Origin of the sequence: Pseudomonas sp. C9-3, assembly GCF_032392015.1 — a bacterium.
Taxonomy (GTDB): Bacteria; Pseudomonadota; Gammaproteobacteria; order Pseudomonadales; family Pseudomonadaceae; genus Pseudomonas; species Pseudomonas nitroreducens.
On the sequence record NZ_CP135919.1, the window covers coordinates 5,079,876 to 5,098,988 of the forward strand.

At 65.2% G+C, this 19,113-nt stretch carries 17 protein-coding genes; 3 read left to right on the forward strand and 14 right to left on the reverse strand.

Going from position 1 to position 19,113, the window contains the following annotated elements; all coding sequences use genetic code 11:
- Nucleotides 1-42: 42 nt before the first annotated feature.
- Entirely contained in the window at nt 43-669 is a 627-nt protein-coding gene (trhA, locus tag RS899_RS23375; protein WP_024766000.1) for a PAQR family membrane homeostasis protein TrhA, read from the reverse strand.
- A gap of 125 nt (nt 670-794) precedes the next feature.
- Entirely contained in the window at nt 795-1,241 is a 447-nt protein-coding gene (azu, locus tag RS899_RS23380) for an azurin (protein ID WP_054906383.1), read from the reverse strand.
- Nucleotides 1,242-1,635: 394 nt separating this feature from the next.
- On the opposite strand from azu, the gene RS899_RS23385 reads away from it, so the two are divergent.
- Nucleotides 1,636-2,223 (forward strand): TIGR00730 family Rossman fold protein, encoded by a 588-nt coding sequence (locus tag RS899_RS23385; RefSeq protein ID WP_233297333.1) that lies wholly within the window; start codon nt 1,636-1,638, stop codon nt 2,221-2,223.
- Between the two features lie 7 nt (nt 2,224-2,230).
- Here RS899_RS23385 and RS899_RS23390 read toward each other — a convergent pair whose 3' ends face one another.
- The 9 genes from RS899_RS23390 to RS899_RS23430 all read right to left on the reverse strand — a co-directional run bounded on the left by RS899_RS23390 (nt 2,231) and on the right by RS899_RS23430 (nt 11,509).
- On the reverse strand, nt 2,231-2,626 hold the full coding sequence (locus RS899_RS23390; RefSeq protein ID WP_315808186.1) for a type IV pilin protein: 396 nt from the start codon (nt 2,624-2,626) through the stop codon (nt 2,231-2,233).
- 1 nt (nt 2,627) lies between these two features.
- Complete coding sequence (locus RS899_RS23395) at nt 2,628-3,056, reverse strand: hypothetical protein (protein ID WP_315808187.1); 429 nt, start codon at nt 3,054-3,056, stop codon at nt 2,628-2,630.
- Nucleotides 2,992-6,012 carry a pilus assembly protein gene (locus tag RS899_RS23400; RefSeq protein WP_315808188.1) on the reverse strand — a complete coding sequence of 1,007 codons (3,021 nt, stop codon included), beginning with the start codon at nt 6,010-6,012 and terminating at the stop codon, nt 2,992-2,994. Before RS899_RS23400 ends, RS899_RS23395 begins: the two co-directional genes overlap by 65 nt.
- Nucleotides 6,012-6,482 (reverse strand): pilus assembly PilX family protein, encoded by a 471-nt coding sequence (locus RS899_RS23405; protein ID WP_315808189.1) that lies wholly within the window; start codon nt 6,480-6,482, stop codon nt 6,012-6,014. Before RS899_RS23405 ends, RS899_RS23400 begins: the two co-directional genes overlap by 1 nt.
- Nucleotides 6,479-7,432 carry a PilW family protein gene (locus tag RS899_RS23410; RefSeq protein ID WP_054906378.1) on the reverse strand — a complete coding sequence of 318 codons (954 nt, stop codon included), beginning with the start codon at nt 7,430-7,432 and terminating at the stop codon, nt 6,479-6,481. The genes RS899_RS23405 and RS899_RS23410 overlap by 4 nt, the downstream gene beginning before the upstream one ends.
- Nucleotide 7,433: 1 nt before the next feature.
- Entirely contained in the window at nt 7,434-7,907 is a 474-nt protein-coding gene (pilV, locus tag RS899_RS23415; RefSeq protein WP_054906377.1) for a type IV pilus modification protein PilV, read from the reverse strand.
- A gap of 259 nt (nt 7,908-8,166) precedes the next feature.
- Entirely contained in the window at nt 8,167-9,018 is an 852-nt protein-coding gene (locus tag RS899_RS23420) for a mechanosensitive ion channel family protein (RefSeq protein ID WP_054906376.1), read from the reverse strand.
- A gap of 110 nt (nt 9,019-9,128) precedes the next feature.
- Nucleotides 9,129-10,265 carry an SO2930 family diheme c-type cytochrome gene (locus tag RS899_RS23425; RefSeq protein WP_054906375.1) on the reverse strand — a complete coding sequence of 379 codons (1,137 nt, stop codon included), beginning with the start codon at nt 10,263-10,265 and terminating at the stop codon, nt 9,129-9,131.
- Nucleotides 10,262-11,509 carry a parallel beta-helix domain-containing protein gene (locus RS899_RS23430; RefSeq protein WP_054906374.1) on the reverse strand — a complete coding sequence of 416 codons (1,248 nt, stop codon included), beginning with the start codon at nt 11,507-11,509 and terminating at the stop codon, nt 10,262-10,264. Before RS899_RS23430 ends, RS899_RS23425 begins: the two co-directional genes overlap by 4 nt.
- Before the next feature lie 177 nt (nt 11,510-11,686).
- On the opposite strand from RS899_RS23430, the gene RS899_RS23435 reads away from it, so the two are divergent.
- Entirely contained in the window at nt 11,687-12,097 is a 411-nt protein-coding gene (locus RS899_RS23435; RefSeq protein WP_315808190.1) for a bacteriohemerythrin, read from the forward strand.
- Between the two features lie 36 nt (nt 12,098-12,133).
- Here the strand turns inward: RS899_RS23435 and RS899_RS23440 are convergent, their stop codons facing one another.
- Nucleotides 12,134-14,383, reverse strand: a complete 2,250-nt coding sequence (locus tag RS899_RS23440; RefSeq protein ID WP_064979545.1) for a YgiQ family radical SAM protein — start codon at nt 14,381-14,383, stop codon at nt 12,134-12,136.
- A 209-nt stretch (nt 14,384-14,592) separates the two neighbouring features.
- Between RS899_RS23440 and RS899_RS23445 the strand changes: the two genes are divergently transcribed.
- Nucleotides 14,593-16,470 (forward strand): GGDEF domain-containing protein, encoded by a 1,878-nt coding sequence (locus RS899_RS23445; RefSeq protein ID WP_054906369.1) that lies wholly within the window; start codon nt 14,593-14,595, stop codon nt 16,468-16,470.
- Here RS899_RS23445 and alr read toward each other — a convergent pair whose 3' ends face one another.
- Nucleotides 16,471-17,547: an alanine racemase gene (gene alr / locus RS899_RS23450; RefSeq protein WP_315808191.1), complete on the reverse strand. Its 1,077-nt coding sequence runs from the start codon at nt 17,545-17,547 to the stop codon at nt 16,471-16,473.
- A 68-nt stretch (nt 17,548-17,615) separates the two neighbouring features.
- A complete protein-coding gene (gene dnaB / locus RS899_RS23455) occupies nt 17,616-19,010 on the reverse strand; it encodes a replicative DNA helicase (protein ID WP_038803348.1) in 1,395 nt (464 codons plus the stop codon).
- Nucleotides 19,011-19,113: the final 103 nt, after the last annotated feature.

Below are 19,113 nucleotides of genomic sequence, written 5' to 3' on the forward strand. Positions count from 1 at the left end.
GTCGGCAACCGGCGGCGCGGGAGCAGTCCCGCGCCGCCCGGCTCAATGCTGGGGAATGACGTAGCGCCAGATGGCGATGAAGTGCAGCAGGCTGCCGGCAATCACGAACAGGTGCCAGATGCCATGCCAGTGGCGAAAGCGGCTGTCATAGGCGAAGAAGATGATGCCGATGGTGTAGAAGGCCCCGCCGCCCACCAGCCAGGCAAACCCCGCACCGCCCAGTGCGCGATAGAGCGGGCCGACGGCGATCAGCACGATCCACCCCATCACCGCATAGATGATGATCGACAGCACCCGCGCCTCGGAGCGCGGCTTGATCTCCTGCAGCATGCCGATCACCGCCATCGACCAGACGATGCCGAACAACGTCCAGCCCCAGGGCCCCTTCAGCGTCACCAGGCAGAAAGGCGTATAGCTCCCCGCAATCAGCAGATAGATCGACAGGTGGTCGAGTTTGCGCAGGATCACCTTCGCCCGCCCGCGCACGCTGTGGTACAGCGTGGAGATGCTGTAGAGCAGAAGCAGCGTCGTTCCATAGATCGCCACGCTGACGATGCGTAGCGGCTCGCCCAGCAGGCTGGTGGCGACCAGCAGCCAGATGCCGCCCACCAGCGCCAGCAAGGCGCCGATCAGGTGGGTCCAGGCGTTGAAGCGTTCACCGTGGTACATGAGGCCCCCCGTTTGAATTCCAGCAACGGACACCCTAACTCCGTTTTTTGAAATAAAAAGGGTGAAATAAAAAGCCCGACCAATAGTCGGGCTTTTCGAATCACAAGCTTTTCAGCAAAGCCGGATCACTTCAGGGTCAGGGTGCCCTTCATCATGGCCGAGTGGCCCGGGAAGGAGCAGAAGAAGGTGTACTGCTCGCCTTCCTTGAGCTTGGAAAGGTCGAAGCTCACCGAATCCTTCTCGCCGGAGCCGATGATCTTGGTGTGAGCGATGACACGGGTGTCGCCGTCTTTCACGTAGTTCTTGTCCAGACCAGCGGCCATGCCGTCGGTCACCACGCCCTGCATGTCGGCGGCGGTGGTCAGCACCCAGTTATGGCCCATGACGTTCTTCGGCAGGCTGCCCGGGTGGGACAGGTTCACGGTGAAGGTCTTGCAGCTCTTGTCGACGCTGATGGCGTTGGTGCTGAACTGCATCTGGTCGTTGCCCTGGATGTCCACGGAGCATTCGGCGGCCAGCAGCGGGGCACTGAACAGGCCAAGCAGGGATACAGCGGCGAGTTTACGGAACATGACATGCCTCCTAGGCAGGTTGGGCGGAGAATCCTGAAGGGGAAGACTGCCCGAAGGCGATCGGGGTTCCCCTGATCTGCATCAATGGCCATCAGCCACGAGCCAAGCTTCAAACTGTCTATCAGGTCGATCAGCAGGATCAACGAGGCAGAACAGCGCACCCCGCCTAGCATAGACCCCATCCCCCGGCCCAACAGGAGTTCGCGCCATGCACCGTCTTCCGATGTTACAAAGCCAACTGCTGCAAAGCCTGCTCGCATGCTACGCACTCGGCGCCTGCGGCGGGGGTGGCCGACGGGCCGAAATGGACTAGGAAAATTCGGGCTTGGTCACACTCGAAGCTGCCGCTACCCTGACGGCCTGCAAAACGAGGCCGGCCAATCGAGGAAGCTCCATGACCTTGCGTTCCATCTGCGTATTCTGCGGCGCCAGCCCCGGCGCCACCCCGATCTACCAGGAAGCCGCCGAAGCCCTCGGCCGCCACCTCGCCGAGAACGGCATCCAACTGGTCTATGGCGGTGGCGCCGTAGGCCTGATGGGCATGGTCGCCAACGCTGCGCTGGCCGCTGGCGGCGAAGTCATCGGCATCATCCCGCAGAGCCTGAAGGACGCCGAAGTCGGCCACAGCGGTCTGACGCGCCTGGAAGTGGTCGACGGCATGCACGCGCGCAAAGCCCGCATGGCCGAGCTGAGCGACGCTTTCATTGCCCTGCCTGGTGGCCTGGGCACCCTGGAAGAGCTGTTCGAGGTCTGGACCTGGGGCCAGCTCGGCTACCACGCCAAGCCCCTGGGCCTGCTGGAGGTGAACGGCTTCTTCGACCCGCTGCTGACCTTCCTCGACCACCTGGTTCAGGAGCGTTTCGTGCGCCAGCCCCACCGCGAAATGCTGCAGCGCGCCGCCTCGCCCGCTGAACTGGTCGACGCCCTGGCCGCGTGGAAGCCCCTGGCGGCGCCCAAGTGGGTGGACCGCACGCCAACGTGACGCGCCACTACCAGCAGCGCTCCGCGGCCGCACCACGGAGCCCGCTGCTGGCCAGCGTCAGTGTTCCGCAGCTATCGCCCGCCATGCTGCCCTGAGGTTCGGCCATCAGCGTGAAGCTCGCGGCCCCAGGCTCGTCGGCGAAGCCCAGGCGATAGCGCACCGGCCCGTTTCGTGGTGAATGCTGATACGGCAGGCTCGCGCCCACGTAGCTGCCATGGCTGGTGTAGTAGCGTTCCAGATACTGCGCCAACTCCACCAGGGATTTCTGTGCGTCCACCCGGTGGACCCGGCGGATATGGTCCTGGTAGGTCGGTACGGCGATGGCCAGCAGGATGCCGATCAGCGCCACCGTCGTAAGCATTTCCAGCAACGTGAAACCATTGCGATGCACGGAAGCCTTCATCTCAGCGCAGCTCCTGCCAGGCCTTGCGTCCGCTGTCGCCCGGCCAGTCGAGCTCACGCGTGCGGGGGCGCCCGTCTTCGTCCAGCGTCGTGAGCTGCACGCCGTTTCCCCCCTCCCCAGGCCGCACCAGCAGACCACCAGGCTGCCCGATCACCACATTGCCTGCCGCTGACACCACCGGCGCCGCCATGCCGGGATCACCACCGCTGGCAATATCCAGGACGACGGAGCCGTAGCGCAGGGGATCGTCACAAGGGTCGTCCCCGGGCGTCATGAGGTTGAACAGCACGAAGCGATCCGCGCGCACCTGCGCCCGTTCGATCACGCGAGTGCCGTCGGCGGGCAGGTCCAGATACCAGCCTCGACTACCGTCGCCTGGCGAACGGGCGGACAGCGCCAGCGACTGCACGTCGAGGCTTTGCGCCGACAAGCGGGTACGCCCTACCGTCGTCGAGAACGCCGTACAGGCTTTCGACTTTCTCAGGCTCGGCGGGCAGGTTATCGCCCACACGGTAATATCGCCCGGTGCCGAACATCACTCGCACCGCACCACTGCCATCGCGCGCCACAGCGATGGGCGCAGAAATCACCTGAGCCGCTCCCTTCGCATCGACGGCCTTGAACAGCGCCCCTCCGGCCAGCGAAACGGGAATGGCCGAATCCTGGCCGTCATCGCCTGCGAGATCCACGCGCCAGAGATTGCCACGACCGTCCCCGACGTACAGGCGATCGGCCGTGACATCGCCCGTACTGCTGATCGCCGTCACCGGCCCCAGGTCTCCGGCGCCGGGCAGCCTGATGCGCTTGAGCGGGCGACCATCCGCTGCATCGAGCAGCCAGAGCTCGCCGTCCTTGCCCTGCGGGTCACGGGCGCCGGAGGACAGCGCCACCACAAACCTTCCCGACGCCAACGCCAGCAAGGCCGGGCGGCCCAGGCTGTAGCCGAGTTCCGGGTGACTGAACTCCCACAGCACGCTGCCTGGCTGCATACGCTGCGGATCGCTGATATCCAGGGCGAAGACGCTGTTGCCTCCCGCTCCTGGAGTGCCTACCAGCAAGGTGCGCCAGCGCCCTTCGATCCAGGCATTCCCAATGCTCGGCGAGCCATCCACGAAGTAGCGGTGCACGTAGCCCGGAGCGGCCAGTTCGCGCAGATGGGCGAAGACCGCAGCCGGCACATAGGCAAACAGCTCACGCCCATCGCGTGCATCGAAACCATGCAGCATGCCGTCATTGGCACCGACCACCACCAGGGGCGCACGCTGCTGATAGGCCGCACTGTCGAGGAAGTCGCGATAGGCGCTGCCCAGGGTCTGCCCGCTGGCCAGCGGCTGGGGCAGCGCGGCATACGGCTGTGGGTCATGCCAGGAGTAAGCCGGGCGCGAATGGACGATGTCGCCCAGCCGGCTGCCGCGCTGCCGGTAAGGTCGGAGGCTCGCCGCCGAGTCGCGCTCGTCCAGCCTGGAACCACGCAGGTAGTCGAGCAGGCGCTCACCGTCATTGCCATCGTCGACCAGCGCCTCACGCTGCCGATCATCCAGCGCGGGCCAGGCGAAGGCGACTCCCTGCCGCGCGATACCCGAACCGTCCGGCGTGCGGACAGTGAAGATGTTTCTCCCGCCCAGTTGTGCCTGGTTAAGCTCATCCAATCGTTGCGCCGCCGACCAGACAGGCTTCGCCGAACTCCCCTGCCAAAGCAGCAGGTCGCCGCTCCACTTCGTCGGGTCCAATGTCGTGCTGAATACCTCGTCGGAACGCCCGCCCGCAATGAACTGGCTGAACGCCCCTGCGCCGCTCTCTGCAGTGCGTGCGAACGCCCGCTGCAGCTCATCACGCCAGCGCGCCGGCTCCGTGGCGTCCAGAAGATTGTCCGGGCGTACCGCAAGGGAGATCGCTGCATCGTGCCACCAGGCCGTCGGCAGCGGCGCATCCCGCTCATAGCGGTAGCCCTTGGGCACGGAGAAACCGCCATATTTCGTCGCCAGCCAGAGGGCGCTGCCCTGTCCTGCCGGCTCGATGGGGAGCCAGTAGGTGGAAAGCGTCTGTCGCCCCGGAATGTCCGTACGGAGATCGCGGGTGTGCGCGTCGTAAGCGAGGCCGGCGAAGTCGAGGGTCGCGTCGTCGGCACCTGCTCCCTCGATGGCGACCACGCGGCTACCGGCCTGGGCCATATCCACGGCCGGGTCCTTCCCCGCGAGGCGAGGCAGGCTCTCGCCAATTCGCGCCTGCCCCGCACCACCCAGGCCGAGAACGCTGTTGCGCTGGCAGGCATGGCTGATCGGGTCCCCCCAGGGCGCGACGGCAGGAAACACACGGCCGGCGCCAGCATCGGCCGGCCCCGCAAGGCTGCCCTGGTTTCTCAGGTAGCGGATCGCCGCATACAACGACTCGCCCAGGTCATCCCCGCGTCGCAACGCCGCTTCGTCGAAGCGGTTGAGGTAGTCGATTACGCCGCTGCGGCCGGATGCATCCTGGTCCGGGTTGGCGAGAAATATGCCGCTGCGTGCGGACCATTCCGCTTGCGGATTATCCGCGCCGTCGTCCAGTTTCGGGCCGATGAACGTGTGTCGGGCGCGCAGCACGACATTGCTCGTTCCGTCGCTATCAGCCCGGCCAAGCACGCTGACCTGCAGCCGGCTGGCGTACTGCTGCAATAGACCTTCGGGCTTGGACTGGCCGTCATAGCGGTGGCAGTTCCGCTCGAGCATGCCAGCCACACAGACCTGTACCCGGACTGGCAAGCGATAGGTTTCCGCGGCCTGCACAACAGTCCCGGCGAGGTAGTCCTGCGGCTCACCGGCAAACGCCGGGCTGCGGCTGAACAGGAGGCTGCGATCCTGCCCGGCGATGCGGAACGACAAGGACAGCCCGGAAAACAGCGTGGCTCCACCCGCGAGCACCGTGGATAAATGGCGGTCCGGGAAGCTGCCGTCGACTTCCGTATTGCGCGCCTTCTGCAGCACTGTCGTGCCGGCGGTATCGATGTAACGGTCTCCGCCGGTCAGCGCGGAGCGCACGACATCGAGGCGCTGAGCCGTTGCCCAGTTGAGGAAGTTGCCGCTCCAGGCGCCAGAGCAGAGATGTTCCTGCGCCGCCCGCAGGGGCTGGAAGTACTGCTGCGCGGGCTCCTGGCCATAACACTTCGCAGGATCGAAATAGCCGGCGTACGTCCACTCGGGAATGTAGGTATCCCCCGAGTGGGCAGCCGCCGCAACGGCCGAATGAGCCGTCGTAGGCAGCAGCACGAGATTGCCCGGAGCGCCGCCACCAACCTGCAACGGCACCTGGCTGATCGGCGTGGCGCTTGCCAGCCCATGCAACCCTGCCATGAGCGCCAGCGGCGCGTATTTCCATCCTCGTGCCACCACCACCTCCCTGTCGTCCATCAGCGAATGAAGTAGATGCTGCGCAACCGCGCACTGGAGACCGGCTCGCCCGAAGGCTGGCGGCGCACACCGTAGCCCGCTGCGCTCACTTCCACTGCCACGCCATACGCAGCCCTGCCCATGCCCACTTCCAAGCCTTCGTTGTTCAGCAGCCGCAGGAACTTCAATTGGTAACGCGCTTGGCGCGCGAGATCCGGAGCGCCTGCGTCGCCTGTCGAAATGTCCGCGGCAACGTCATAGGCAGCAGCGTCGAGATGAACACGCCTGTAGAGGTCGCGTGCCGCCAGTTCGCCCGCACGCAACGCAGACTCAGCTTCCTGAAATGCCATTTGACGATCACGCAGATTCCCTGCCATGCGCTCCTCCAGGCTCGCCAGGCGCATACCGGCCAGCCCGATGAGCGTCAGCAGCAACAGCATCACCAGGGTGACCAGCAGCACTGCGCCGCGCTGGGCGCGCCAACGCCTCATTCGGCCCTCACGGCATTGCGCAGCACAGTGGTGCTGCTCATCACCATGCGCAGACGACGCTCCGCATTGGCGGTCAGCGTTCGTCCGTCGAATACCAGCGCTGTCGGCGCCTCGTCGACGTTGCGGGTCAGGCTCTGCAACAGCAGGCTGACGCGCACCGTGCGCACCCTGCTCCACTCGATAGCGGCCATCTCCCACGCGGCCTTGTAGATCGCGACGGCGTCGCCGCCTACGCCAGCAACGCCATAGCGCAGGCTTAGCCCAGCCACGCCGGAAACCAGCTCGTCGGTCTGTTGCTTGTCGCTGCTCTCGCTGTTGTAGGTGACGAAGAGGCCCGGCGAGCCCCCTTCCCCCTTGCCGATCCAGTAGATGGCGTAGCGATAGGGATAGGCGCGGGTGGCCGAGGCCAGGAAGTGGCCCAACGCGCGGTTAGCGACCAGGGTGCTCGCACTGCCGGCGTTTCGCATCAGCAGGCACGACTGCAGATCGGAGAGCAGGTAATACGCCCCGGTCGAGGCACCAGCGGAGGCCAGGACGACCTGATTGCCGACGACCGAGCGCGCCGCAAGCGCGGGCTCGCCGACATAGCGCAGCAACAACGCATCCGTATTCGCCAGCTTCCCGGAGGGCACCCAGGCCGGCGCCGTCATGCCGCTGCCGTAGCCTTCGATGCCCGCCCTTTCCAGGGCAAACTGCGCAGTGCCAGCCCCGCTGGCATTCACCACGCCGGACGGACAAGCACTGACGAACCCGGCAGTGCGCAGGTCCTGTGCGAGGATGTCGAAGGCGAAACGCCCGCTTTCCTGAAGCTCGGCCAGGGCAAGGCTGGCGTGGTAGGTCTGCTTGCTGCTCAGCAGCACTTCGATCACGCCCGCCATGAGCAGCAGGCTGAGTGCCATGGCGATCAGCAATTCCACCAACGACAGGCCGCGCTGGGCGGTGGCGTCCATGTCAGAGTGAGGTGCGATAGGTAAAGGTTTCCCAGCGTTCGCCATCGCTGGGCCACCGACCTCGCGCACGACTGTCGTCCCAACGGATAGCGATCTCCACGCGGTACAGTTCGCCGCCGCGGAACACCCGCACCGAGCCGCCGCCTGATCCGCCCAGCGCCGTGCAGACCGTATTGCGCCATTGGCTGAGATCGAGTTGCGCACGACTGCTGCCGGAAACCGCCGGGCAATCTCCGGTCGGCTCGGCAAAGGCGAGGTCGTAGGCGCCCGCGCGGGCCGCCGGCAGGTTCGCCCGCAGGAGGTCGCTCATCTCGCTGGCCAGCCAGGAAGCCTGTGAGCGCTGCAATGCGCTGTAGCTGGCGGCGACTCCGACGTTCTGCAGGCCCGCCAGCCCCAGCAGGCCGATGGACAGGATCACCACCGAAACGAGCAGTTCGACCAGGGTGAACCCTCTGGCCAGCAAGCGACTTCCCATGGCTTCGCCTCGCTACTGAGCGGATTGTGCGTCGTCGTGGGACGGCGCTCCGATCTCTAGAGTGCGAGGTGTTTCAAGGCCGGGTCAGCCAGACTGCGCGCCGAAATCGCCGGGAAATTTCCGCGCGAATAGACGATCAGGCGCAGGCGCGGGAAGGCTTTCGACGGTGGAAACCACCGATCCCGGAGGCACGACCGCTCATCACGGCGGGCCCAAAGAAAAGGCCACCGTGCGGTGGCCTTTTCCGATCCCGTAGCGATCAGCCGTTGGCCGACTGCTGCACGATCACCGTCTGCGCCGGCATCGGTGCCGGGAAGTCGGTGCCCAGGGCTTCCTTGATGGTGCGGTTGGTGTCGAAGTAGACCTGCCAGTAGACGTCGTTATGGCAGTACGGACGTACCCCCAGCACCGGGCCGACAAGGTTGAACTCGAGGATTTCCACATCCACCGGCGGATCGCTCAGCACGTTGGGAATCGCCGCGATGCGCTGCTTGAGCACGGCCGCCGCGGCCTGCCAGTCGGCAGCGCCGGAAAGCTGCGCCTTGAGCTCCACGCGACGGTACGGGTTGTGGGTGAAGTTCTGGATGTTGTCGCTGAAGATCTTGTTGTTGCCCACCAGGGTCATCACGTTGTCCGGGGTGTTGATCGCGGTGGCGAACAGGCCGATCTCCTTCACGGTGCCGGTGACGCCGCCGGCGCAGATGAAGTCGCCCACCTTGAACGGTCGCAGCACGATGATGAAGCCGCCGGCTGCCAGGTTCGCCAGCAGCCCCGACCAGGCCATGCCGATGGCCAGGCCGATGGCTGCGATCAGCGCCGCGAGGCTGGTGGTCTGCACGCCGAAGTAGCCGAGGATGCCGACGACCAGAAGGATGTTCAGGGTGACGGTGATGAAGGAGCCGACGTAGCGCAGCACCGTCGGATCGACGCTCTGCTTGGCCAGCGCCTTTTCCACCAGGTTGACGGCGAAGCTGATCAGCCAGCGACCGAGCACCCAGAAGAGAATGGCTACGAGAATCTTCACACCGAACGCGAGCGCGTACTGCGAAACCGTCGCCCACAGTGCGTTGATCTTCTCCGTACCCACGTTGATGATGTTCGTATCGTCCATGGAAGCGCACCTGCGAGAGAAAGGGACCAGATGAACGCTAGCACGGCCCCAGCGGTTTGCTCGTTGCAGTGCGCAGCCCAGAGCCACGGCGGGCTCCGGGCGTCATGGAGCTAGCAGTCGCCGGGTAGCGAGGCGATCCAGCGATTGAGCAGTTCCAGCCCCTCGCGGTGCACCAGGGTGCGGCCCAGCTCGGGCATCATGTCGCCCGGCTTGTCGCTGCCGACCCGGTAGCTGAGCACCGATTTGTCCGGGCTACCGGGGTGGATGTCCTCCAACCGCCCGCCCGTGCCGCCGCCCGCCGCCACCGGTGGTTTGCAGAGGCCATAGGCGATGGAAACCGGCGTGTGCGGGTCGAGGTGCAGGCCCGAAGTACGTGCCGCGCCCTTGGGGTTATGGCAGTGCGAGCAGTTGGCGTCGAGGTAGCTGCGCGCCTGTTTCTCCAGGTCCTCACCGGGACGCGGATGGCCCCACAAGGCGTTCTGCGGCACCTGCGCCAACGCCGGCAGGCCCTTGAGGAAGCCGCGTGCCTGCCAGTGCTGCAGCTGGTTTTCGCTGCCCTCGGCGTAGGCGAAGTCCTTGTTCAGGTGCCGCGCCTTGGGCCCCAGCGGGGCGATGCCGCCGCCCTTCTGCTCGGCGTGGCATTCGGAGCACTGATTGGCGTCCGGCACCATGTAGGTGAAGGCAGCCTTCTTGCCATCCTCGGCGGTCAACTCCAGCGCCGGGCTGTCGCCGGCGAGTTCCAGCGTCGCCTCGCTCTGGTCGGCATTCCACACGTAGGGCAGCGCCGCCCAGCCGTCCTTTTGCCGCACCAGCACACGGGTTTCCACCAGGTGGACCTTGCCCATGTCCAGCCCGGCCTTGGGGTCGCGGTCGTCCTGGCTGTTCTGCAGCAAGTTGCCCTGGGCGTCCCTGGGGTAATAGAAGGTCTTGGTCAGCACGGTGCCGACGGGGTAGTCGAAGCGGTCCTCGGCGTACTGCGCCGACTGACCCTCGGGCATCCATACGGTGCGCAGCTTGTGCGCGTAGTCGGTGAACAGCGGGGTGTTGAGGTCATACGGCAGCACCTCGGCGGCCGGCGTCAGGTGGCCGTCCGCCAGGTGCAGCATGCCCCAGCCGCTGAGCTTTTCCGGGTAGTCATCACCTTCGGGCTGATAACGCGGCTTGCTCTCCTGCCCGCATCCGGCCAGTGCACCAGCAAGGGCAGCGGCCAGGGCGAGCGACAACAGGAACGAAGCGGGTTTCGTCATGCCTTGTTGCCCTTCTCGCCGAGGCCGGCCTGCTCGATTTTCGGCAGCGGCTTGAGCTTGCACTGGTGGCTGCTCATGTCGGTGCTGATGTTCTTGTAGCCGTTGGGACCGTCGACGTTGACGATGCCGGCGCTGCCGTTGTCGATGCAGATGGCCAGGGCTTCCGGAAGCTTGCCGTCGACCAGTTTCTTGTCGTTGAAGTAGCCGTCCCAGAGGATGTCCGGCAGGCGCCCGTTGAGACCGAACTTGGCGATCTTCAGGGCCTTGAGCTCCAGGTGGTCGGGGCTGTCGCCGCCCGGACCGAAGGTGTTGCCGTGGATGAAGATGCCTTCGGGGTACGGGTCGAAGTTGGGCTGGGTGGCCTTGCCCGAATAACCGGTGCTGAAGTAGCTGCTGACGATGACGTTGGCGGTCTTGTGGTTGCCGATCTTGTTGTCGAAGATCTCCACGTCATCGTTGGAGTTCACCACCACGCCCGAGCCCGCCGGTACGCTGGCCACTGGCGTGCCCTTGTGGCCGAAGTTCTCGTGGTTGTTGCCCTGCACATCGTTGTCGAAGACGCGGGTGCCGCGTCCCGGCTGCGGCAGGTTGGGCATGTTGAAGACGAGGATGCCGCCGGTATTGTCGGTGGCGACGTTGTTGTAGACGTCGGCGCCGATGGTGTTCTCGATCTCGATACCGGCGACGTTGCGCTCGGCGCGGTTGTTGCGCACGACCACGTTGCGCGACTGGCCGACATAGATACCCGAGTCGGAGGCGCCGATCGCGACGTTGCCTTCGAGCAACGTGTTTTCGGTCTGTACCGGGTAGATGCCGTAGCCGCCGTTCTCGGTAGCCGGGCCGTTGGTCCATTCGGTGCGGATGTTGCGGATGACGATGTTCTTGCCACCGATGACCTTCAGGCCGTCGCCCTTGGCGTCCTCGATGGCCAGGCTCTCGATGGTGAAGTCGGAGGCGTCGACGAACAGGCCTTCGGCACCGGCCTTCTGGTTCTTGAAGCTGAGGATGGTCTTGTCCATCCCGGCGCCGCGGATGGTCACGCCGTCCACCTTCAGGCTCAGGCTGCGGTCCAGGTGGTAGGTGCCGGCGGGAATGTCGATGACATCGCCGGCCTTGGCCTTGATCAGGCGCGCCTGCAGGTCTTTCTGGAAGTCGGCGCTGACGGCAGCGGTGGGCTTGTCACCTTCGCCGCAGGCGGCCAGGGCAACGGAGAGAGCGAGAAGGGAAAGAGTGGCGAGACGCATGGCGGGCTCCGGTCTTGTTTTTATGATATGGAACTATCGTACCAAATAAGACCGAGAATACTCCTACATCCCGCGCCACGCCAGCCCTTCAGGCACATCGCACTTTGATTGATTGACGTCAGGGTTTAGCGGTGGCGGATCGGGATGATCTGCGCTTCCAACCCAAGGAGTGCACGGATGAGCTTCATGCCCTGGAACGACGAGTTCGTGATCGGAATCGAGCGGATCGATGAACAGCACCGCTGGCTGGTCGACCTCACCAATGCGCTGTACGACAGCCTGAACGGCCCGGAGGACGAAGGCCAGCCCATCGGCGAGTTGCTGGAGCAACTGGTGGAGTACACGATGAATCATTTCATCGTCGAGGAAGTGCTGTTCCAGCGCCTGGGCTACCCCGAGGAGGAAGCGCACCGGGCCGAGCACGATCGTTTCAATCGGCAGATCATCGACCTGCTGTACCGCCACGAGGATGGCGAAGTCGTCTCGGTCGAGGCCCTGGAGCTGCTCAAGTCCTGGCTGATCCACCATATCCTGAAGGTGGACAAGGCTTACGTGGCGTTCTTCAAAGGAAAAGGCGTGACCGATTAGCGGGCACGCCTTTTCTCGATTGCAGCAAACCAGGGGTCAGCGCGGAATATTGGGCTGTCGCTTGGTGGTGCGCTTCTTGCCCTTGGCGTAGCCGCTGGCCTTGCCTTCCTCGGCCTTGTTCCACGGCTTGGAGCCGTTGCTGGCGCGCGGCGGCAGGCCGGTGTGCTGGGTCAGCAGCGGCTTGCCGGTCTTCTTGCTGCCGGCCGGGGTGGAGTTCTTGCGGCGCGCGCTCTGGTACTCGTCGGTCTGCGGCTGGTAGGTCGGGATCAGGTGATGCTTGCCGTTGCCGATCAGGTCGGCACGGCCCATGCGCTCCAGCGCCTCGCGCAGCATCGGCCAGCCCTTCGGGTCGTGGTAGCGCAGGAAGGCCTTGTGCAGGCGGCGCTGCTGGTCGCTCTTGACGATGGTCACGCCGTCGCTCTTGTATGTCACCTTGCGCAGCGGGTTCTTGCCCGAGTGGTACATGGCGGTCGCGCTGGCCATGGGCGAGGGATAGAACGCCTGCACCTGGTCCGCGCGGAAGCCATTGCGCTTGAGCCACAGGGCGAGGTTCATCATGTCCTCGTCGGTGGTACCCGGATGCGCCGCGATGAAGTACGGGATCAGGTACTGCTCCTTGCCCGCCTCCTTGGAGAACTTCTCGAACATGCGCTTGAAGGCGTCGTAGGTACCGATGCCCGGCTTCATCATCTTCGACAGCGGGCCTTCCTCGGTGTGCTCCGGGGCGATCTTCAGGTAGCCACCGACATGGTGCGTCACCAGTTCCTTGACGTACTCGGGCGACTCCACGGCCAGGTCGTAGCGCAGGCCGGAGGCAATCAGAATCTTCTTCACGCCCGGCAGGGCGCGGGCCTTGCGGTACAACTCGATGAGCGAGGAGTGGTCGGTGTTGAGGTTCTCGCAGATGCCCGGCCACACGCAGGACGGCTTGCGGCAGTGACGCTCGATTTCCGGGTCCTTGCAGGCGATGCGGTACATGTTCGCGGTCGGGCCGCCGAGGTCGGAGACCACGCCGGTGAAGCCCGGCACCTTACGCATCGCCTCGATCTCGGCAAGGATCGACTCGTGGGAGCGGTTCTGGATGATCCGCCCTTCGTGCTCGGTGATCGAGCAGAAGGTGCAGCCACCAAAGCAGCCACGCATGATGTTCACCGAGAATCGGATCATCTCGTAGGCCGGGATCTTCTCCTTGCCATACAGCGGGTGCGGCACGCGCGCATAGGGCATGCCGAACACGTAGTCCATTTCCTCGGTGCTCATCGGGATGGGCGGCGGGTTGAACCACACGTCCACCTCGCCGTGCTTCTGCACCAGGGCGCGGGCGTTGCCCGGATTGGTCTCCAGGTGCAGCACGCGGTTGGCATGGGCGTAGAGCACCGCGTCGCTGCGCACCTTCTCGAACGACGGCAGGCGGATCACCGTGCGCTCGCGCTCCAGGCGCGGGTGCGCCAGCAGTTGCACGACCTTGGCTTCGTTCGGATCTTCCTGCTCGCCCTTCTCCTGCTCGATGGCGCAGGCGGCGGTGTCCTGGGTGTTCACGTAGGGGTTGATGATCTTGTCGACCTTGCCCGGACGGTCGATGCGGGTGGAGTCCACCTCGAACCAGCCTTCGGGGGTATCGCGGCGCACGAAGGCGGTACCGCGTACGTCGGTGATCTGCTCGACCCGCTCGCCGGCAGCCATGCGCTGGGCGATCTCCACCACGGCGCGCTCGGCGTTGCCGTACAGGAGGATATCGGCGGTGGCGTCCATCAGGATGGAGCGACGCACCTTGTCCTGCCAGTAGTCGTAGTGGGCGATGCGGCGCAGCGAAGCCTCGATGCCGCCGAGGATGACCGGGGTATCGCTGAAGGCTTCCTTGCAGCGCTGGCTGTAGACCAGGCTGGCGCGATCCGGGCGACGACCGGCCAGGCCACCCGGGGTGTAGGCGTCATCGCTGCGGATCTTCTTGTCCGCGGTGTAGCGGTTGATCATCGAGTCCATGTTGCCCGCCGCCACGCCGAAGAACAGGTTCGGCTGGCCGAGCTTCATGAAGTCGTCCTTCGAACGCCAGTCCGGCTGGGCGATGATGCCCACGCGGAAGCCCTGGGCTTCCAGCAGGCGGCCGATGATGGCCATGCCGAACGACGGATGGTCGACGTAGGCGTCCCCGGTGACGATGATGATGTCGCAGGAATCCCAGCCCAGCTGATCCATCTCTTCCTTGCTCATGGGCAGGAACGGCGCCGGGCCGAAACACTCGGCCCAGAACTTGGGATAGTCGAACAGCGGCTTGGCGGCTTGCATCACGGGCACCGTGGGTATCTCTAGTAGGGATCGCGGAAAAACGCGGGCGCGGAATATAGCACAAAAAGTGTACAAATCCGACCAGCGAACTCAGATTTACGGGGGATTTAACCTTCCGACGGTAGATTGCCAATGCCATCATCTGGCTATACTTCAGCCACTATCCGCAGTACGCCTGGCCAACCCGCCCAGGCCAGGGAGTGCCTGTCGTGCGTCGTGCCATCGTACTGTTGCTTACCCTGCTGTTCTGCCACACGGCGCTAGCCTTCGAACTCGACGACAAGGCCAGCGGCGCCTGGCTCAATGATCACCTCGAATTGCTGCAGGAGCGCGACGGCCCGCTATCGCTGGCAGCCGTGCAGGCCAGCCGCGACTTCGTTCCGGCCAACGGCCGCACCAGCGTGGGCCAGAGTCCTGACGGCTGGTGGCTGCGCCTGGACCTGGACCGCCGTACCGCGCCGCTGGGCGGCTGGTGGCTGGAAGTCGATGCCGTCAACCTGAAGGACCTGCGCCTCTACATACCCGACGAGCGGGGCATCTACCGGGAAACGCTGTCCGGCGAGGCCGTGCCTTTCGCCCAGGGCCGTGACCGCGACTACCGCCGACCGCTCTTCCACCTGCCCGAAGGCACCGGCCCGGTGCGCATCTATGCCCGCGTCTACGACCCGGCCGGCAATTCGTTCCCACTGCGCATCTGGTCGCTGGATGACCTGCAGGATCATCGCGCCGATACCAGCCTGTTCCTGGGTTTCATCTACGGCCTGATCGCCGCCCTGCTGCTGTACAACCTGTTCATCCTGCTGACCCTGCGCGACCCGGCGTACTTCTGGTACGTGCTGACGACCGCCAGCGCCCTGCTGTTCAGCCTGGGCATGAGCGGCCACGGTTTCGAGTACTTCTGGCCCGATCACCCGGTGCCCTGGTGGCTCGACCGCATCACCCTGCCCTCGCTCTGGGGCCTTTGCGTACACCGCTTCACCATCACCCTGCTGCAGACCCGCCGCTACGTGCGCTGGTCGCACTGGCTGCTGAACCTGAACTGCGCGCTGTACGTGCTGACCATCGTCCTCGGCGCACTGCAGTTGCGCGGCGTGGCCGGCTGGATGCTGGTGGCGATCACCCTGATCGGCGTGCCGGCAGCGCTGGGCGGTGCCGTGGTGCGCTGGCGCCAGGGTTCGTTCCCGGCCTTCCTCTACCTGCTCGGCTTCGGCCTGGTACTGACCAGCGTGAGCATCTCGGTGATGCGCGCCACCGGCGTGGTGCAGCCCTCGCCATTGACCTCGTACATCTTCCCCATCGCCGTAGCGATGGAGTCGGTACTGTTCTCCTTCGCCCTCACCTCGCGAATCCAGGGCCTCAAGCGCGAGCGCGCGCAGGCACTGGAGCAGGCGGATCGGGAAAAGAGCGCGCGCCTGACCCTCATGCAGAGCGCCCAGCAAGACCTGGCGACAGCCGTGGCCGAGCGCACCGCCGAACTCACCCAGAGCAACCAGCTGCTGCGCGAGCGCGAAGTGCAGCTGCAACACGCCGCACACTACGACCCGCTGACCGGCCTGCCGAACCGTCGCTACCTGGTGGAACATGCCGAGCACGCCCTGGCCCATGCCCAGCAGAACGGCGAGACCCTGGCGCTGATGCTGATCGACCTCGACCACTTCAAGCCGATCAACGACAGCCACGGGCATGACGCGGGCGACTTCATGCTGCAGAACGTCGGCAACCGCCTGCGCCAGTGCGTGCGCGGCAGTGATTGCGTGTCGCGCCTGGGCGGAGACGAATTCGCAGCATTGATTTCCGGGCCCGATGCCGAGAGCCACGCCAAGGAGATCGCCTGCCGCATCCTCAATGAACTGTCGCGGCCGGTGAAGTTCGACAGCCTGGAGCTGCGCGTCACGCCGAGCATCGGCGTGGCCATCTATCCCAGCCACGCCATGCAGTTCAGCAAGCTCTACAAGGCCGCCGACCAGGCGCTCTACGAGGTGAAGGGCAATGGCCGGGCGGCCTACGCCATGGCCAGCGAGGCCGCCGGCGAGACCAGCGATCTCTGGCTGGAAAACGAATGGCTGGAAAGCGAAGACCGCGCCTGATCAGCTGCGGTAACGGCGCGGCACGCGGGCGGTGACCTTGGTCAGCAGCTCATAGCCGATGGTCCCGGCATGGGCGGCCACCTCGTCCACCGGCAGGTTGGCGCCCCACAGCTCGACGCGATCACCCACGGCGGTGCCGGGCAGATCGGTCAGGTCCACTGCAAGCATATCCATGGATACACGCCCGGCCAGCGATGCGCGCCGCCCATCCACCAGCACCGGCGTACCGCTCGGCGCGTGGCGCGGGTATCCATCGGCGTAGCCGCAACTCACCGTGCCGATACGCGACGGCCGCTCGGCCACCCAGGTCGCGCCGTAACCAACGCTCTCACCCACCGCCACCTCGCGTACGGCGATCAGTCGCGCCTCCAGGCTCATGGCCGGGCGCAGGCCCAGTTCAGCGGCGCCGATGTCGGCGAAGGGCGTGGCGCCATAGAGCATGATGCCGGGGCGAACCCAGTCCATGTGTGCGGCAGGAATGGTCAGCACGGCGGCAGAGTTGGCCAGCGAGCGCAGGTCGAAATCTAGGTCCAGCACACTGAGGAAACAGGCCACCTGGTCTTCGGTCAGCTCGTCGCCGCGCAAGTCGGCGTTGGCGAAGTGGCTCATCAGGTTCAGCTCCGCCACCTGCGGAGCCTGGCGCAGGCGCGAATGCCAGTCGCGTAGCGCCTCGGGCGAGAAGCCCAGGCGGTGCATGCCGGTATCCAGCTTCATCCACACATTCAGCGCGCTGGGCAGTTGCGCGGCGAGCAGCGCCGGGGCCTGCTCAGGGCCTTGCACCGCCACATCCAGGCGCAGCTGGGCAGCGATCAGGTATTCCGCCGGCTCGAAACAGCCCTCCAGCAGCAGGATGCGGGCGCCCGCGTGCAGAGCGCGTACCTCGGCGGCCTCCTCCAGGCAAGCCACCGCGAAGCCGTCAGCCTCGTCGTGCAGGCAGCTCACCACCTCCCGAGCGCCGTGCCCATAGGCGTTCGCCTTGACCACTGCGAAAGCCTCGCGCCCAGGCGCGCAGCGCTTGGCAACGGCGTAGTTGTGGCGAATGGCGGCAAGATCGACGTGGGCGACGAGCGGGCGCATGGCGGCCTCTGAAAAGAAAACGGGCGCCTATCTTAAGGCGCCCGTCGGTCACGCGGAATGCGGCATCGTTACTCGTCTTCGAAGTTGTACATGCCGGGCGCGAGGTTCTCGAAGCGGCTGTAGCGACCGAGGAAGGCCACGCGCACCGTGCCGATGGGGCCGTTACGCTGCTTGCCGAGGATGATCTCGGCGACGCCCTTGAACTCGGTCTCCGGGTGATACACCTCGTCGCGGTAGACGAACATGATCACGTCGGCGTCCTGCTCGATCGCTCCGGATTCGCGCAAGTCGGAGTTCACCGGGCGCTTGTTGGGGCGCTGCTCCAGCGAGCGGTTGAGCTGGGAGAGCGCCACCACCGGGCAGTTGAACTCCTTCGCCAGCGCCTTGAGCGAGCGGGAAATCTCGGAAATCTCATTGGTCCGGTTGTCGCCGGCGGAACCGGGGATCTGCATGAGCTGCAGGTAGTCCACCATGATCATGCCGATCTCGCCGTGTTCGCGCGCCAGGCGACGGGTCCGCGCGCGCATTTCCGAGGGCGAGATGCCGGCGGTGTCGTCGATGAACAGCTTGCGGTCGCTGAGCAGGTTCACCGCCGAGGTCAGTCGCGGCCAATCCTCGTCGTCCAGCTTGCCGGTACGCACCTTGGTCTGGTCGATGCGCCCGAGCGAGGCGAGCATACGCATCACGATGGAGTCGGAGGGCATCTCCAGCGAGTACACCAGGATCGCCTTGTCGCTGCGCATCAGGGCGTTCTCCACCAGGTTCATGGCGAAGGTGGTCTTGCCCATGGAGGGTCGGCCGGCCACGATGATCAGATCGGACGGCTGCAGGCCGCTGGTCTTCTCGTCGAGATCGGTGAAGCCGGTGGTGATGCCGGTCAGCGCGTCCGAGGTGTTGAACAGGTGGTCGATGCGATCGATGGTCTTGACCAGGATATCGCCGATGCCCACCGGGCCACCGGTCTTGGGCCGCGCTTCGGCGATCTCGAAAATCTTGCGCTCGGCTTCGTCGAGCACTTCGTTGGCGCTGCGTCCTTCGGGGTTGAAGGCGCTGTCGGCGATATCGCTGCTGATGCCGATCAGCTGCCGCAAGGTGGCGCGCTCGCGGATGATGCCCGCGTATGCCTTGATGTTCGCCACCGAAGGCGTGTTCTTCGCCAGCTCGGCGAGGTAAGCAAGGCCACCCACCTGGGGCAATTGCCCTTCGCGTTCGAGCTGCTCGGAGAGCGTCACCACGTCGATCGGCTGGTTGGCTTCGGCGAGCTTGTAGACAGCGCGAAAGATCAGGCGATGGTCATGGCGGTAGAAGTCACCATCGGACACGGCGTCGGAGACGCGCTCCCAGGCGTTGTTGTCGAGCATCAGGCCACCCAGCACCGCCTGTTCGGCTTCGATCGAGTGCGGCGGCACCTTGAGGGAAGCGGTCTGCAGGTCGTATTGCTCGGGGACGGTGATGTCGTTCATGGGCTCTTCGTGTTGAATGAAACGGCGGAAAAAACAAAGGGCACGGACCGAAGATCGGAACCGTGCCCATTGTTAGCGGACAGCTTCACACAGGCAAGCCGTG